Source organism: Marinobacter sediminum, assembly GCF_016820575.1.
Classification (GTDB): Bacteria; Pseudomonadota; Gammaproteobacteria; order Pseudomonadales; family Oleiphilaceae; genus Marinobacter; species Marinobacter sediminum.
The window spans coordinates 25,334-41,274 of the sequence record NZ_JAEMQH010000006.1; the positions used below are offsets into that span (position 1 = coordinate 25,334).

Annotated in this window: 16 protein-coding genes; 14 read left to right on the forward strand and 2 right to left on the reverse strand. The window is 57.4% G+C overall.

Features of this window, described 5'->3' with window-relative positions; translation table 11 throughout:
• Positions 1 to 53 precede the first annotated feature (53 nt).
• Complete coding sequence (locus tag FGO67_RS16695; protein ID WP_203301784.1) at positions 54 to 1,040, forward strand: glutathione S-transferase family protein; 987 nt, start codon at positions 54 to 56, stop codon at positions 1,038 to 1,040.
• Here FGO67_RS16695 and ispB read toward each other — a convergent pair.
• Positions 1,033 to 2,001, reverse strand: coding sequence for an octaprenyl diphosphate synthase (gene ispB / locus FGO67_RS16700; RefSeq protein WP_203301785.1), 969 nt, complete (start codon positions 1,999 to 2,001; stop codon positions 1,033 to 1,035). The two genes, FGO67_RS16695 and ispB, sit on opposite strands and share 8 nt — an antisense overlap.
• 253 nt (positions 2,002 to 2,254) lie before the next feature.
• Here ispB and rplU point away from each other — a divergent pair, with 253 nt between their 5' ends.
• The 4 genes from rplU (at position 2,255) to proB (ending at position 5,341) form a co-directional block, all read left to right on the forward strand.
• A complete protein-coding gene (rplU, locus tag FGO67_RS16705; protein WP_041341647.1) occupies positions 2,255 to 2,566 on the forward strand; it encodes a 50S ribosomal protein L21 in 312 nt (103 codons plus the stop codon).
• A 36-nt stretch (positions 2,567 to 2,602) separates the two neighbouring features.
• Positions 2,603 to 2,863: a 50S ribosomal protein L27 gene (gene rpmA / locus FGO67_RS16710; protein ID WP_041341649.1), complete on the forward strand. Its 261-nt coding sequence runs from the start codon at positions 2,603 to 2,605 to the stop codon at positions 2,861 to 2,863.
• 135 nt (positions 2,864 to 2,998) lie between these two features.
• Positions 2,999 to 4,195 carry an Obg family GTPase CgtA gene (gene cgtA, locus FGO67_RS16715; protein ID WP_203301786.1) on the forward strand — a complete coding sequence of 399 codons (1,197 nt, stop codon included), beginning with the start codon at positions 2,999 to 3,001 and terminating at the stop codon, positions 4,193 to 4,195.
• Between the two features lie 21 nt (positions 4,196 to 4,216).
• Entirely contained in the window at positions 4,217 to 5,341 is a 1,125-nt protein-coding gene (proB, locus tag FGO67_RS16720; protein WP_203301787.1) for a glutamate 5-kinase, read from the forward strand.
• A 67-nt stretch (positions 5,342 to 5,408) separates the two neighbouring features.
• Here proB and rpsT read toward each other — a convergent pair whose 3' ends face one another.
• Positions 5,409 to 5,678, reverse strand: coding sequence for a 30S ribosomal protein S20 (rpsT, locus tag FGO67_RS16725; protein WP_203301788.1), 270 nt, complete (start codon positions 5,676 to 5,678; stop codon positions 5,409 to 5,411).
• 269 nt (positions 5,679 to 5,947) lie between these two features.
• On the opposite strand from rpsT, the gene murJ reads away from it, so the two are divergent.
• The 9 genes from murJ (at position 5,948) to FGO67_RS16770 (ending at position 15,938) form a co-directional block, all read left to right on the forward strand.
• Positions 5,948 to 7,528 carry a murein biosynthesis integral membrane protein MurJ gene (gene murJ / locus FGO67_RS16730; protein ID WP_203301789.1) on the forward strand — a complete coding sequence of 527 codons (1,581 nt, stop codon included), beginning with the start codon at positions 5,948 to 5,950 and terminating at the stop codon, positions 7,526 to 7,528.
• A gap of 113 nt (positions 7,529 to 7,641) precedes the next feature.
• On the forward strand, positions 7,642 to 8,613 hold the full coding sequence (gene ribF / locus FGO67_RS16735; protein ID WP_203301790.1) for a bifunctional riboflavin kinase/FAD synthetase: 972 nt from the start codon (positions 7,642 to 7,644) through the stop codon (positions 8,611 to 8,613).
• A 72-nt stretch (positions 8,614 to 8,685) separates the two neighbouring features.
• Complete coding sequence (ileS, locus tag FGO67_RS16740; protein WP_203301791.1) at positions 8,686 to 11,505, forward strand: isoleucine--tRNA ligase; 2,820 nt, start codon at positions 8,686 to 8,688, stop codon at positions 11,503 to 11,505.
• Entirely contained in the window at positions 11,505 to 12,029 is a 525-nt protein-coding gene (lspA, locus tag FGO67_RS16745; RefSeq protein ID WP_203301792.1) for a signal peptidase II, read from the forward strand. The genes ileS and lspA overlap by 1 nt, the downstream gene beginning before the upstream one ends.
• A gap of 5 nt (positions 12,030 to 12,034) precedes the next feature.
• The gene (fkpB, locus tag FGO67_RS16750; RefSeq protein ID WP_203301793.1) at positions 12,035 to 12,487 is read left to right on the forward strand and encodes an FKBP-type peptidyl-prolyl cis-trans isomerase; all 453 of its coding nucleotides are present in this window, start codon (positions 12,035 to 12,037) and stop codon (positions 12,485 to 12,487) included.
• A 38-nt stretch (positions 12,488 to 12,525) separates the two neighbouring features.
• Positions 12,526 to 13,479: a 4-hydroxy-3-methylbut-2-enyl diphosphate reductase gene (ispH, locus tag FGO67_RS16755; protein WP_203301794.1), complete on the forward strand. Its 954-nt coding sequence runs from the start codon at positions 12,526 to 12,528 to the stop codon at positions 13,477 to 13,479.
• A 172-nt stretch (positions 13,480 to 13,651) separates the two neighbouring features.
• The gene (locus FGO67_RS16760) at positions 13,652 to 14,269 is read left to right on the forward strand and encodes a GspH/FimT family pseudopilin (protein ID WP_203301795.1); all 618 of its coding nucleotides are present in this window, start codon (positions 13,652 to 13,654) and stop codon (positions 14,267 to 14,269) included.
• Positions 14,270 to 14,319: 50 nt separating this feature from the next.
• Positions 14,320 to 14,832: a type IV pilus modification protein PilV gene (gene pilV, locus FGO67_RS16765; RefSeq protein WP_238942541.1), complete on the forward strand. Its 513-nt coding sequence runs from the start codon at positions 14,320 to 14,322 to the stop codon at positions 14,830 to 14,832.
• Positions 14,833 to 14,840: 8 nt separating this feature from the next.
• Entirely contained in the window at positions 14,841 to 15,938 is a 1,098-nt protein-coding gene (locus FGO67_RS16770; RefSeq protein WP_203301797.1) for a PilW family protein, read from the forward strand.
• Positions 15,939 to 15,941: the final 3 nt, after the last annotated feature.

Here is a 15,941-nt window from a genome sequence, read left to right on the forward strand (position 1 = left end):
CGATTAATTGCGAACGGGCGGTCACAATCAGAAATTTTAACGGGAGTGTACAGATGGGCCTTCTTGTAGACGGCAAATGGCACGACAAGTGGTACGACACCGATAAGACTGGAGGCAAATTCGAGCGAGAAGCCGCGCGCTTCCGTAACTGGGTCACCGCAGACGGAACACCGGGAGCCCAGGGTGAAGGTGGCTTTCAGGCCGAGTCCGGTCGCTACCATTTGTATGTGTCCATGGCCTGTCCCTGGGCTCACCGGACCCTGATTTTTCGGAAGCTGAAGGGGCTGGAGCCGCACATCGCGGTGTCCGTCGTGCACCCGGACATGGTGGAGAACGGCTGGGAATTCCGACCGGACGATGAGGCGCATCAGGATGACCTGTATAACTACCGGTTCATGCATCAGCTCTACACCCGGGCTGCGCCCAGCTATTCTGGCCGGGTGACGGTGCCGGTGCTTTGGGATGCCCAGAAGCAGACCATTGTCAGTAATGAGTCGGCGGACATCATCAGAATGCTGAATTCTGCTTTCGACGGCCTGGATGGGGTCAAGGCGGAGCTGGACTTCTATCCGGCTGAGCTTGTTTCAGGCATTGAGGCCGTCAATGAGCGGATTTATCACACCGTTAACAATGGGGTGTATAAGGCTGGCTTTGCGACTGCGCAAGATAAATACGAAGAGGCTTATGCTGAGCTGTTCCGGTCGCTGGATTGGCTGGAGGACCGGTTGTCGACCCAGCGCTATCTGGTCGGGCACCAGCTGACCGAAGCCGATTGGCGGTTGTTCACGACCTTGATTCGGTTTGATGCGGTTTACTTCAGTCACTTTAAATGCAATCGCCAGCGGATTGCCGACTTCCCGGCTTTGTCAGCCTACGTGCGGGATCTGTATCAGGTGCCCGGTGTGGCTGAAACCGTGGATCTGGACCAAATCAAGCGCCATTACTACGTTAGCCAGCGCACCATTAACCCGACCCAGGTGGTTCCGGTCGGGCCCGAGGTCGAGCTGGATGCTCCTCATGGCCGGGAAGCGCTTAGCTAACCCGGGCCACAGCTACTTCGGTAAGCAGGGTGAGTGCGGTCTTATGGCTGGACTCCCCAAGTCCGGACAGGCATTCGGCGGCCTGCGCTGCCTCGGCCCGGGCTCGCGCCATGGTGTATTCCAGGGCGCCAGAGCTTTCGACAACGGTAACAATTTGGGACAGATCGTCCAGACCACCTTTGCGAATGGCGTGACGAATGAGCTGGCGCTCTTCGTCACTGCCGTTGGCCATGGCATGGATCAGTGGCAGCGTAGCTTTGCCTTCCGCCAGGTCGTCGCCGACATTCTTACCCATGGTTTCGGCATCGCCCCGGTAATCCAGTACGTCGTCCACCAGTTGGAATGCCAGGCCCAGGTGTTTGCCGTAGTCCTGCAGCGCCTTCTCCTGCGGTTCGCTAGCGCCGGCCAGCAGGGCGCCGGAGTGGGATGCGGCTTCAAACAGCATGGCGGTCTTGTTGTGAATGACCTTCATGTACTGCTCTTCCGTCAGATCCGGATTCTTGACGTTCATCAGCTGCATCACTTCGCCTTCGGCAATTACGGCGGTGGCGTGTGAAAGCACATTCATGATCGGCAGGCTTTCCAGCTCCACCATCATCTCGAACGCTCGGGCGTAAAGGAAATCCCCTACCAGAACGCTGGGAGCGTTGCCCCAGCGGGCATTGGCAGTGCTTCGGCCCCGGCGCATGTCTGAGGTGTCGACAACGTCGTCATGGAGCAGGGTGGCGGTGTGCAGGAATTCGATCACTGCGGCCAGCTTCAGGTGGTTATTGCCGTTGTAGCCGGCGGCCTGGCTGGAAAGCAGCACCAACAGGGGGCGCAGGCGCTTGCCACCGCTCTCAATAATGTACTGGGCAATTTTTTCCACCAAGGGAACGTCTGATGACAGCCGCTGGATGATCAGGTCGTTGACGCGGCTGAAGTCGTCGGCCACGGTGTCGTAAATGCGCTGGGCTGTCATGCGGCTTGTTGATCCCTTCTTCTATTTGATGGCTGCTGTTTGATGAAAGCGGTCAGTGATATTTAGGGCAGGTCGCGGCAATGCTAGGTATTGCTGCCTACAGTGTCAACTTGGCTTGTATTGCGCGGCACCTTTTCGTACAATCACGCGCCCAACTCATCCCAACCTGCGCTCCCTGCTATAGGGTTGCCAAAGAGCTTCCCTTAGAACCAGGTGGATAAGAGCAGGGATGGGTCAATCGCGGAGAAGGTTAATGTACGCAGTTATTGTTAGCGGTGGTAAACAGCACCGTGTAAAAGAAGGCGAAACTCTGAAGCTGGAAAAGCTGGAAGTTGAAACCGGTGGCAACGTTGAGTTCGATCGCGTTCTGCTGGTTTCCGACGGCGATAAGGTTCAGGTAGGTGCGCCGGTTGTAGATGGCGCCAAAGTGACTGCCGAAGTGGTCAGCCACGGTCGTCACGACAAGGTTCAGATCATCAAGTTCCGTCGTCGGAAGCATTCCATGAAGCGTCAGGGCCACCGTCAGTGGTTTACTGAAGTCAAGATCACGGGTATCAAGGGCTGAGGCTCTCGAATTACCCCTTAGAGAAGGAGGCTGGTAATGGCTCACAAAAAAGCAGCAGGTAGTACCCGTAACGGTCGCGATTCCGAGTCGAAACGACTTGGTGTGAAGCGCTATGGCGGCGAAAATGTATCTGCAGGCAGCATCATCGTTCGTCAGCGCGGAACCCGTTTCCACGCTGGTAACAATGTAGGCATTGGCAAGGACCATACCCTGTTCGCGAAAGCGGAAGGTCAGGTGAAGTTCGAGGTCAAAGGCCCGCAGAGCCGTAAGTTCGTGAGCATCGTTCCTGCTGCGTAAGCAGCGGCGATCCGGTTCTGTCGAACCTTAGGTGGCCCTGATATCATCAGATATCAGAGTTGCCAGGAGCCCCGCAAAGCTTCCTAGAGGCTGCGGGGCTTTTTAGTTTATGCGCGAAGCGCAAAGGGTTTATCAATGAAATTCGTAGACGAAGCCACCATCATCGTTGAGGCTGGAAAAGGCGGACATGGTTGCCTCAGTTTTCGGCGCGAGAAATACGTGCCAAAGGGCGGTCCCGACGGCGGCGACGGTGGTGACGGTGGCTCCGTGTATCTGGAGGCCGAAAGTGCCTTGAATACGCTGATCGACTATCGGTTCCAGCGTAAGCACAAGGCTCAGAATGGCCAGCCTGGTTCGGGCCGGAATTGTACAGGCAACAAGGGTGAAGACCTGGTGTTGCCGGTGCCGGTGGGAACCACCGTGGTGGATATGGATACCCATGAGGTGTTGGGTGATCTGACCCGTCCCGGCGAGCGTCTGAAAGTGGCTCAGGCCGGCTTTCATGGCCTTGGCAACACTCGGTTTAAGTCCTCGGTGAACCGGGCGCCCCGGCAGACTACGAAGGGGTCTGAAGGTGAGCTGCGAAATCTCCGTCTTGAGCTGAAAGTGCTGGCGGACGTTGGTCTTCTTGGTATGCCCAATGCCGGCAAGTCGACGTTTATTCGTTCGGTCTCGGCGGCGCGGCCCAAAGTGGCCGACTATCCGTTTACCACACTGGTACCCAATCTTGGTGTGGTCAGTGTGCAGGCGCATCAGAGTTTTGTGATCGCCGATATTCCCGGCTTGATTGAAGGTGCGGCAGAGGGTGCTGGCCTTGGCATCCGTTTCCTCAAGCACCTGGTTCGCACCCGGTTGCTCTTGCATCTGGTGGACGTGGCTCCTTATGACGGTTCATCACCGGTCGAGGCGGTGCGTGCGATCGAGCACGAGCTTGAGAAGTTCAGTGAAACCCTGGCTGAGCGTGAGCGCTGGCTGGTGCTGAACAAGGTGGATATGGTCGCCGAGGAAGATCGCGATGCCCACTGTCAGGCCATCGTCGATGAGCTGGGCTGGAAGGGCCCGGTGTTCTGGATCTCCGCGCTCAGCGGTGAAGGTACCAAGCCGTTGACCCAGGCCGTTATGCGCTGGATAGAGCAGCAGGCCGAGGAAGAGACTCAGAATCCTGAGGTGGCCGAGCGCGAAGCTGCTCGCCAGCGTCGGATGGACGAGGAGGCCCGTGTTCGGATCGAAGCGGAGCGCCAGGCGCGTCGTGCGGCCCGTCAGGACGACGACGATGACGACGACTTCGATGACGATGATTACGACGTCGAAGTGGTCTACGCCCCCGAGTAAACGAAGAGAGTCGCACGGATCATGAGTGAGCGCACCCATCTGCGTCGGGCCAAGCGCCTGGTCATCAAAATCGGAAGTGCCCTGCTGACCAACGACGGTAAAGGCCTGGATGTGGCCTCGTTGGGGTTGTGGGTCGATCAGATTGCCGGTTTGATTGAAGAGGGTGTGGAGGTTGTGATCGTGTCCTCCGGTTCCGTGGCCGAGGGCATGAGCCGGCTCGGCTGGAAAGCGCGGCCGCAACACCTGCATGAGCTCCAGGCTGCCGCTGCTGTGGGGCAGATGGGGTTGGTGCAAACCTGGGAAGCGCAGTTCCGGCGCCATGGTTTGCACGCCGCACAGATTTTGCTGACCCACGACGACCTCTCCGATCGCAAGCGCTACCTGAACGGTCGCAGCACCTTGCGGGCGCTTCTGGACCTTGGGGTGGTGCCGATCGTGAATGAAAACGACACGGTGGTCACCGACGAGATCCGGTTTGGCGACAACGATACCCTCGGTGCCCTGGTTGCTAACCTGATTGAGGCCGATGGCCTGATCATCCTGACTGATCAGCTGGGCTTGTTCGATAAAGACCCGCGCAAGCACGCTGATGCCTCGCTGGTAGCTGAGAGCAAGGCCGGTGATCCTGCGCTTGATGCCATGGCTGGCGGTGGTGCCGGTGCGCTCGGGCGTGGTGGCATGCTGACCAAGGTTCGTGCTGCCCGGTTGGCGGCCCGTTCCGGTGCGTTTACCGTGATTGTCGGAGGGCGGATTGAAGGCGTGATTACCCGCCTGCGTCAGGGCGATGTCGTTGGCACGCTGCTGCTGCCAGAGCAGGGAAGGGTCGCGGCTCGCAAGCAGTGGCTGGCGAGTCATCTGCAGACTCGCGGCAAGCTGAGTCTGGACGATGGTGCGGTCAAGGTTGTTTGTCTGGGTGGTCGAAGTCTGCTGCCGGTCGGTGTTCGTGAGGTCGTTGGTCTGTTTCGTCGGGGCGAGATGGTGTCTTGCGTCGATTCGTCGGGCAAAGAGGTTGCCCGTGGTCTGGTGAATTACGATGCGGATGAGGCCAGGGCGATCGCCGGGCGCTCCAGTGATCAGATTGCCGAGGTGCTGGGGTATGTCTCAGGTGACGAGATGATTCATCGGGATAATCTGGTGCTCGTTTAAAACCCCGATTGCAGGCATAAAAAAACCGGCCAATTGGCCGGTTTTTTATTTCTGAAGAGAATTCCGCTTACGCGCCCTTCAGAGACTTGATCTTGGCACTCAGGCGGCTCTTATGACGAGCGACTTTGCTTTTAGCAAAGATGCCTTTGTTGACCATGCTGTCCAGAATCGGCTGAGCCTGCTTGAAGGCAGCCTGAGCTTCTTCGTAGTTGCCGGACTCAATCTTGGTCTGGATCTTTTTCATGTAGGTACGAGCCATAGAACGCAGGCTTGCGTTGTGCTTGCGGTTCTTCTCGTTCTGACGTGCGCGCTTTTTGGCTTGCGGGGTATTTGCCACCGTAAAACTCCTGAAAATCTCAAATTCGTTGCTGAATGATTCGTTACATCGCGGGCGCGCCAAAACCAGCGCGTCGAAATAAATGACGCGGAACTATGCCGCTGAAACCCTGAAATGTCAAGACCATTGGTCATTTCATCGCCCGGTCATCCCCCGGCACGAGAGGCCTGTGCTAAACTCGCCGCTCATTGGGTGAGGGTGTCCGGGCCGAGCTAGTAGTTTCCGAGACGCCTTGCCGTATCGCCATCTAACGTCAGATCAGTACCTGCATGTCATCGGAACCCGAAACCAAAACCAAGCAAAAAAGCCTGCCAAAGGCCCCGGGGCTGCTCCGATCCTCCGGGCTTGTCGGTACCATGACCATGCTGTCGCGGGTGTTGGGCCTGGTCCGGGACATGGTCATCGCCCGCTATTTCGGCGCGGGTGCCGGTGCGGACGCGTTCTTTGTGGCGTTCAAGATTCCTAACTTCCTCCGCCGTCTGTTTGCTGAAGGCGCCTTTTCCCAGGCGTTTGTGCCGGTGCTCTCCTCCTATCGGGAAAATCAGCCGGTGTCGGAGGTCAAACGGCTGGTGGATGCGGTGGCGGGTTCACTGGGGCTGATTCTGTTGGCGGTTACTCTGGTGGCCATGCTAGGGGCGCCAGTGTTGACCGCCGTGTTTGCCCCCGGCTTCCTTGAGGATGAGATAAAGTTTGCCCTGGCCAGCGACATGCTGCGGATTACCTTTCCGTATCTTTTGCTGATCTCGTTGACGGCGTTTGCTGGGGGCATACTGAACAGCTACGACCGATTTGCAGTGCCTGCTTTTACCCCGGTTCTGCTGAATCTGGCGATGATTGGTGCCGCTATTTACTTGGCGCCGCTCATGGCCGAGCCGGTTATGGCATTGGCCTGGGGCGTGCTTATTGCGGGGGCGCTGCAGCTGTTTTTCCAGTTACCGTTCCTGATGCGCCTGGGTCTGTTACCGCGCCCCCGGATCGACTACAAGCACGAAGGGGTTGGTCGTATCCTCAGATTGATGGCGCCGGCGCTATTCGGTGTGTCAGTGAGCCAGATCAACCTGCTACTGGATACGGTGCTGGCGTCCTTTCTACAGACCGGTAGCGTTTCCTGGTTGTACTACTCGGATCGGCTGTCGGAACTTCCTCTCGGGGTGTTTGGCATTGCCATTGCCACCGTCATCCTGCCAAGCCTGTCCCGGAAACACGCGGCTGAGTCTGCCGATCAGTTTGCGGCCACCCTTGACTGGGCTGTGCGAGCAGTCCTGTTGATTGGTCTGCCGGCCGCGGTGGCGCTGGCGCTGCTGGCGGAACCTTTAATTGCCACGCTGTTTCACTATGGTGAAGTGACCGATCGCGACGTGTTGATGTCGGCTCAAAGTCTGCGTGCCTATTCCGCCGGCCTGCTGGCATTCATGCTGATCAAAGTGCTGGCGCCGGGGTTTTTTGCCCGGCAGGACACCAAAACCCCGGTCAAGATTGGTGTGATCGCCATGGTTGCCAATATGGCCTTCAATCTCATGCTGGTCATCCCGCTGGCACATGCCGGTCTTGCGCTGGCGACTTCCTTGTCGGCTTGGTTGAATGGATACCTGCTCTGGCGCGGGTTGCGCAATCAGGGTGCCTGGCGCAGCCAGCCCGGGTGGGGGCGTTTCCTGCTCCAGATTGTCAGTGCCAACCTGGCGCTGGCGGCAAGCATTGTCTGGCTCAAGGCGCCCGTGAGCGATTGGCTGGCGGCCGGTGGCTTCCAGCGAGCTTCTGATATGGCGGTGCTGGTTGGTGTTGGCGTTGCGGTTTACTTCCTGATGCTGGCGCTGACCGGGGTGAGGGTAAGACATTTCCGGCAGAGGTAAGGTATAATCGCGCGTTTTCTCACCAGTGATCCCCGGTCCGGCAAAACCACGCGTGTTTGCCCTGGATGATACGGGGAGCTGAAAGCCAGCTGGTAATTGAAGGTTCGCATTGCATGCGTCTGATCCGAGGCCTGACCAACCTGACTCTGCTGTCCCGGCGGGAGGATTCTCCCCTTGTTGGTGGCTGTGTCGCGACCATTGGAAATTTCGACGGGGTGCACATTGGGCACCGGACCATCCTGGAGCAGGTCAAAGAGAAAGCCGCCAGCCTGGGGCTGCCGTCGGTGGTCATGGTGTTCGAGCCCCAGCCCCGAGAGTTTTTTCAGGGCAAAGAGGCGCCTCCTCGGCTGATGTCGTTCCGGCAGAAATTTGAGGCCCTGACCGCAGCAGGTATTGATTACGTGCTGTGCCTGCATTTCAACGGCCGATTCCGCCGTTTGACCAGCCGGGAATTCATTGACGCGGTTTTGGTCAATGGCCTGGGCGTGCGCCATCTGGTGGTGGGTGATGACTTCCGGTTTGGCTGTGACCGCACCGGTGATTTCATGCTGCTGCGGGAGGCCGGAGAGAGCCAGGGCTTCACGGTGGAGAATACCCGCACCGTGACCATCGACGGTGAGCGGGTGAGCAGCACCCGGATTCGCGACCGGCTGTCCCTGAACAAATTGGCCGAAGCAGAGACGCTCCTGGGCCGCGCCTACCGGATCACCGGTCGCGTGGTCTACGGACGTCAACTCGGGCGCGAAATCGGGGCACCAACGGCCAATATTCTGCTTAAGCGCATGGCGCCCCTGAAGGGTGTTTACGTCGTCAGCACGACGCTTGATGACGGTTCGACCTACGATGGCGTCGCCAATATCGGCCTGAGGCCAACGGTGGATGGCAAACAGCCGGCGCTGGAAGTGCACCTGTTTGACTTTGCTGGCACACTCTACGGTCGCCAAATCGACGTTGTGTTTCGTGAGGCCCTGCGCGAGGAGATCAAATTCGGCTCCGTGGACGCGCTGAAAGAGCAGATCGCCAACGACTTTGACGATGCCCGGGACTGGTTGTCCAGAAACGGATCCTGTCGGACAGCGCATTGAAAACCGGCGGCTTCGGCCCACACATTTAGTGATTACTGACCCAAACTGACCAAAAGAGCACGCACACAGACCATGAGCGACTATAAGCATACCCTGAATCTGCCGGAAACCGCCTTTCCTATGCGCGGCAACCTGGCCAAGCGCGAGCCGGAGATGCTCAAACGCTGGCAGGATCTGGATGTCTACGGCAACCTGCGCAAGCAGCGCGAAGGGCGGGAAAAGTTCGTTCTTCATGATGGCCCTCCATACGCCAACGGCAGCATTCACATTGGTCATGCGGTCAACAAGATTCTGAAAGACATGATCGTGAAGTCTCAGGGCTTCATGGGTTATGACGCCCCCTATGTGCCGGGCTGGGACTGCCATGGTTTGCCAATCGAACATAAGGTCGAGCAGGAGATCGGCAAGGCCGGCGTGAAAGTGGATTACAAAACCTTCCGCCAGGCCTGTCGTGACTATGCGGCCAAACAGATTGAAGGCCAGAAGGCTGATTTCATCCGCCTGGGTGTCATGGGGGAGTGGGACAAGCCCTACCTGACCATGGATCCAAAGGTGGAGGCGGGCATTGTTCGTGCCCTCGGCAAGATTGTTGCCAAGGGCCACCTGGTACGCGGTTACAAGCCGGTCTACTGGAGTGTGGTGGGTCAGTCCGCACTGGCAGAGGCCGAGGTTGAATACCAGGACAAGACGTCCACACAGATCGATGTGCGTTTCACCGCCGTCGATCAAGGTAAGGCTCTGGCTCCGTTTGGCACGGACAGCGGCGAGGGTGATGTCTCTGTGGTGATCTGGACCACCACGCCCTGGACCATTCCCGCCAACCAGGCCGTATCTCTCAATGCTGAGCTTCAGTATGCACTGGTCCAGGCCGATCTTGGCCAGGGGCAGGAGCGTCTGATCCTTTCCGCCGATATGGTCGAGGGCGTGATGAGTCGCTGGGAAGTTGCGCAGTACGAGGTACTGGGCACCTGTACTGGTTCCGAACTCGAGCACCTGGCGCTGCAGCATCCGTTCTACGACAAGCACGTCCCGGTCATCCTGGGTGACCATGTGTCTACCGAAGCCGGTACCGGTGCGGTGCACACCGCGCCCGACCACGGTATGGAAGACTTTGAAGTGGGTAAGGCCTATAACATCGGCACCATCAACCTGGTTCAGGCCGACGGGACCTATACCAGTGCCGCTGGCGAACTGGCGGGCGTGCACGTTTACAAAGCCGATGAACCGGTTTGCGCCGCCCTGACGCGCGAAGGCAAGCTGGTGCGCTCCGAGAAGTTCCGGCACAGCTACCCGCACTGCTGGCGTACCAAGACACCGCTGATCTACCGCGCCACGCCGCAGTGGTTTATCAGTATGGAGCAGCAGAATCTTCGGGCCGATGCGCTGGAAGCGATCAAGGGCGTGCGCTGGGTGCCGTCCTGGGGTCAGAACCGTATTGAAGCCATGTTCCAGCAATCCCCGGACTGGTGTATCTCGCGCCAGCGTACCTGGGGCGTGCCGATCACCCTGTTTATCCATAAGGAAACCCAGGAGCTGCACCCGGATACCCAGGCACTGATCGAAAAGGTGGCCAAACACATCGAAGTGGATGGCATCGATGCCTGGTACGACCTCGAAACCAAGTCTCTGCTGGGTGACGACGCCGACCAGTATGACAAGGTCACTGACACCTTGGACGTCTGGTTTGATTCCGGAGTTACCCACGATTCCGTGCTGCGAGTGCGGGACGAGCTGGGTCAGTTCCCGGCGGACATCTACCTGGAAGGTTCGGATCAGCATCGCGGCTGGTTCCAGTCGTCCCTGAAAACCTCCATCGCCATGAACGGCGTGGCGCCGTATCGCCAGGTGCTGACCCACGGGTTCACCGTGGACGGTAAGGGACACAAGATGTCCAAGTCGCTGGGTAACGTAATCGCGCCTCAGGAGGTGATGAACGAGCTGGGTGCCGATATCCTGCGCTTGTGGGTGGCTGCGACCGATTACAGCGGTGAGATGACGGTGTCCAAGGATATCCTGCGTCAGACTGCTGATGGCTATCGCCGGATTCGCAACACCTCACGTTTCCTGCTCAGCAATCTCAGTGGCTTCGATCCGGAACAGCACACCGTTGCGCCGGAAGACATGATTGCCCTTGACCGTTGGATGGTGGATCGGGCCTTGCGGCTCCAGAACGAGCTCCAGGAGGATTACCAGAACTATGCCTTCCTGCGCATCTACCAGAAGGTTTACAACTTCTGTGAGTCGACCCTGGGTGGTTTCTATCTGGATATCATCAAGGATCGCCAGTACACCACACCGGCAGACAGCCTGGCACGACGCTCCTGCCAGACCGCGCTCTATCACGTAGCCGAGGCGCTGGTGCGCTGGATTGCGCCGATCCTGAGCTTCACCGCCGACGAAATCTGGCAGCACCTGCCGGGTAAGCGTGGCGATACGGTGTTCTATGAGACCTGGTACGACGGTCTGACCGAACTGCCGGAAACCGCTGAACTGGGCCGTGAATACTGGCGCGAAATCTTCAGCGTGAAAGAGGCGGTCAACAAGTGCCTCGAAGACGCCCGTGCCCGTGGTGAAATAAAGGGCTCGTTGAGTGCGGAAGTGACGCTGTTCTGCGAAGGCGATCTGGCCGCTAATCTGAAGCACCTTGGCGAAGAACTGCGCTTTGTCCTGATTACTTCTGAGGCCACCGTGAAGCCGGCTTCAGAAGCTGGCGAAGCCGAGCTAACGGCCTATGAGGGGCTGCGGGTGGCGGTAGCACCGGCCGCGCACGCTAAGTGTGAGCGCTGCTGGCACCACCGTGAAGACGTCGGTTCCAATACCCAATACACCGATCTCTGTGGTCGCTGTGTGACCAACCTGGAAGGGCCAGGCGAAGCCCGCGCGTTCGCCTGATGGACTCTGTGATGGCGGAAACAGATACCGGCTCAAAAATGAAATGGCTGTGGCTGGCGGTGCTGGTGATAGTGCTCGATCTGGGCACCAAAGCCCTGGCCACCGCCATGCTGACCTATGGCGATCCGGTGCCGGTTGTGCCGATGTTCAATCTCACATTGCTGCACAACACCGGCGCGGCCTTCAGCTTCCTGGCGCAGGCTGCTGGCTGGCAGCGCTGGTTCTTTGTGGGCTTGGCGCTGGTGGTGAGTTGTGTGCTGGTGATCTGGTTGAGAAAACTCCAGCAACATGAAACCTGGACCGCCATTGCCATCGTACTGATCCTTGGCGGCGCCCTCGGCAATGTCTATGACCGTGTGGTTCATGGCTATGTTGTCGATTTCCTGCATTTTTACTGGCAGGACTGGCATTTCCCCGCCTTCAACCTGGCGGACACGGCGATTACCGTCGGTGCCGCCATGATGATCATCGATACGTTTCGCTCGCCTGCCAGCTCTGGCGGCGATGCCGACAGGAGTGACTAACGCTCATGAAAGAATTACCCGTAGACAAGGGAACCCGCGTCAAACTGCACTTTGCATTGAAGTTCCCGGACGGAGAAGTGATTGATTCCACTTTCGAAAAAGAGCCGGCCACGCTGGAAATCGGCGATGACAATCTGCCGGAAAATTTCGAAACTTACTTGATGGGGATGAAGGCAGGGGAGCGCGCTAATTACGAAGTGCCGCCCGAGAAGGCCTTTGGACAGCACAACCCGAACAACCTGCAAACCTTCAAGCGCCACGAGTTCAGCGCCGACATGGTGCTCGAGCCTGGCGTGATGATTTCCTTCGCGGACGCTCGTCAGAGCGAGTTGCCGGGGGTGGTGAGTCGCGTCGAGGGTGACGAAGTCGAAGTGGACTTCAACCATCCGCTGGCGGGGCGTACACTGACCTTTGAAGTTGAAATCATCGACGTCGAACCGGCGAAACCGACGCACTGACGTCGGCACGGCTCACTCTTTACCAGCGGGAACCCAGCATGCAGATCCGACTCGCCAATCCTCGTGGCTTTTGCGCCGGCGTGGACCGCGCCATCGAAATCGTCAATCGTGCCCTTGATGTGTTCGGCGCACCCATTTACGTGCGCCACGAAGTGGTCCACAACAAATTCGTGGTGGATAACCTGCGTAATCGCGGTGCCGTCTTCGTAGACGAGCTGGATGAGGTGCCGGACGACAAGCTGGTGATTTTCAGCGCCCACGGAGTGTCCCAGGCGGTTCAGAACGAAGCGGCTCGCCGCGGCCTGAAGGTGTTCGATGCCACCTGTCCGCTGGTGACCAAGGTGCACATGGAGGTCATGCGCTATAGCCGGGACGGCCGCGAGTGCATCCTGATAGGCCACCATGGCCACCCGGAAGTGGAGGGCACCATGGGGCAGTACGATCACAGCAACGGCGGTGATATCTACCTGGTGGAAGACGAGGCCGACGTCGCCAAGCTGGAGGTCAAAGACGCCAGCCGTCTGTCTTACGTGACCCAGACCACGCTTTCCATGGATGACACCGCACGGGTGATCGATTCCCTGCGCGCCAAGTTTCCGCAGATTGAAGGTCCGCGCAAGGACGACATCTGCTACGCCACCCAGAACCGGCAGGATGCGGTGAAGCAGCTAGCGGGGGATTGTGATCTCATGCTGGTGGTTGGCTCACCGAACAGCTCCAACTCCAACCGCTTGCGCGAGCTGGCGGAGCGTATGGGTACGCCGGCTTATCTGATTGACGAGGCGGGCCAGATCGACCCTCGGTGGTTGGAAGGCAAAACTTCAGTGGGCGTTACGGCTGGGGCCTCTGCGCCGGAGGTTCTGGTGAATGATGTGATCAGTCGATTGCGTGAGCTTGGCGGCAACGTACCCCAGGAAATTGCGGGGCGTGAAGAGAATATTGTGTTCTCCATGCCTAAAGAATTAAGAATCGATGCGGTAGACGTTTCCTAAGTTAGGGCACCGATTTCGGTGCCCTTTTTGGTTACGTACCCCCCCCCCTACATCTTTGGCTCTGAGCCATAGTTAGACCGCCCATCAATCATTTCTTGCCGTTTGTCGTAACCATCTCGCTTCTCGAATTTTATCGCCATACTCTTCAAGAATGCCGAAATAGGGAATTTCTATGTCTGACGTTCAGCGATCGGGTGGTTTCACCCTCCTTGAATTAATAATCACAATTGTTGTGTTGGCAATAGTGGCTGCTTATGCGGTTCCGTCTTTTCAGCAAACCGTCATGAACAATCGGCTGGCTTCTCAGATCAACGAGGCTTCAAGTTTGATCAGCTACGCACGGGGCGAGGCGGCAAAGCTTCAGAATGGTGTAGTTACGGTTTGTGCGAGTGCTGACAGCGCAAGCTGCAGCGGGGCAGGCACATGGGAGACCGGTTGGGTCGTATTTAGAGACGTCGATGCGGACCGAACAATTGATGCCGGCGTGGATCAGTTGCTGAAGGTCAGTGGGCCATTAGCGGGAGACAACACTTTTCGGATAAGGGGACTGACCAGCAACGGAGGCAATTTCATCCAATTCGCAAGTAACGGCTTCCCGGTTCCTCCTGCGGGCAGCTCTGCTGCGGGAACAATCATGATTTGCGATTCGAGGGGGGCTGATTGGGCACGTGCGATTGTGGTGGGTGTTGCCGGTCAGGTCCGGTTGGCAAGAAATACGGATGGAACGGCTCCATTGAATGGAAATGACACGAACGGTGATGGAAACGATGATGACATCACATGCCCCTGAGAGGCGTTGGACGAATGCATAGACCCATACATCTACAACGAAAAGGGGGCTTGATCAATAGCTCCGGCCGGGATCAGCGTGGCTTCACCTTGATCGAGATTTTGGTCACTCTGTTTATCCTCGCAATTGGTCTACTTGGCTTGGCTGGCTTGTTGGTCGAGGGAATGCGCAATAACCAGGGAGCATACCTGAGGACTCAAGCAAGCATACTGGCCTATGACATTGCTGATCGAATGAGAGCCAATCGCGACGAGGCAGTGGGTGGCTCCTACTCGGGCTTTACAACTGAAGGAGCGAGCACAGATCTGCCTGCCTGCGCTACAGAGGCAGGAGGCTGTAGCTCTGCTCAACAGGCAGACCTCGATAAAGCGGAGTGGGCTCGACAGATTCAGAGTTTCGGTAGCGACATGGCAATGTTGCCAGGCGGCGTTGGAACCATTCAATTCGATGGCGCCACTGGTACCTTTACCGTCTCAATCCAGTGGGATGAGATCGAACGTGAGGGTGATGCGGGTGAGCAGATTGCCGGTGATAGCGTTTATGCGCTTCGGTTCTCGTTATGAGGTGTTCGATGATAGGAATCAAGAAATCCATCATGCATAGATATCATGCGCCTCAGGCTGGCCTGTCTTTGGTCGAGTTGATGATTGCGTTGGCGCTTAGTGCGTCTTTGATATTGGGCATTTTTACTGTCTATCTGGATTCGAACCAAACATCGCGCATGAGCTCCTCTCTTGCCCGTATACAAGAAGGCGGCCGAATTGCCACTGAAATCATGGCAAGAGATATGAGGATGGTCGGTTTTCAAGGCTGTGCTGATCCAGATGACGTGACCATGAATATTATTGCCGACAATCCTCCTACCAATGACTTTTTTGCGACCAACTTGCGAGGGTGGGAGGTAACCGCGGCTAACTGGGCGGACGGAACCGAGTTTGATGGGACTCCTATCGAGGCCAATGCACTTATTGGTAGTGATGTTGTCGCTGTTCAGCGCGGAGAAACCGTCGATCTTGAGGTGACTGGGAATATGTCAGCCACCAACGCCAACATTCAAGTCAGTGGAACCGACACAGACAGGTTTAGTCAGAATGGCATCGTGCTCATTTCCGATTGCGAAAGTGCGGATTTGTTTAGGATTTCGAGTAACCCGAGTTCGGGTACTTGGGCCCATGCCCAAAACGTTAATTCCAGCAACCGCCTGAGTCAGGCTTACAACGAATCAGCCCGCGTCTTCCAGTTTAACTCTTCTGTCTACTTTGTTGCGGATACCGGCCGCGACGATGCTCAAGGTAACGATATCAGGGCCCTGTATCGGGCCAACAATACCTTGGCCAACGCTGGAGCGCCGGTATTTCAAATCGATGAACTGGTAGAAGGGGTGGAGAGTCTTCAAATCGAATATGGAGAGTTATTAGCTACCAACAATATTCGCTACCGGACGGCGGACAACGTTGGGAATATGGCTAATGTGGTTGCCATACGCCTGGGTATGTTGCTGAGTGACGCTGATGCGGTAAGAGATGATGCAGACCTGGCGGATTATGCACTGCCGGGTGAGGTTGTTGAGGCGGTAACTGGCGCGGGCGCTGGTGCTGTAACACATCCAGAGGACAACCGTTTGCGGCGGTCGTTCACATCGACCGTGATGCTTAGGAATCGGGATTAAGTG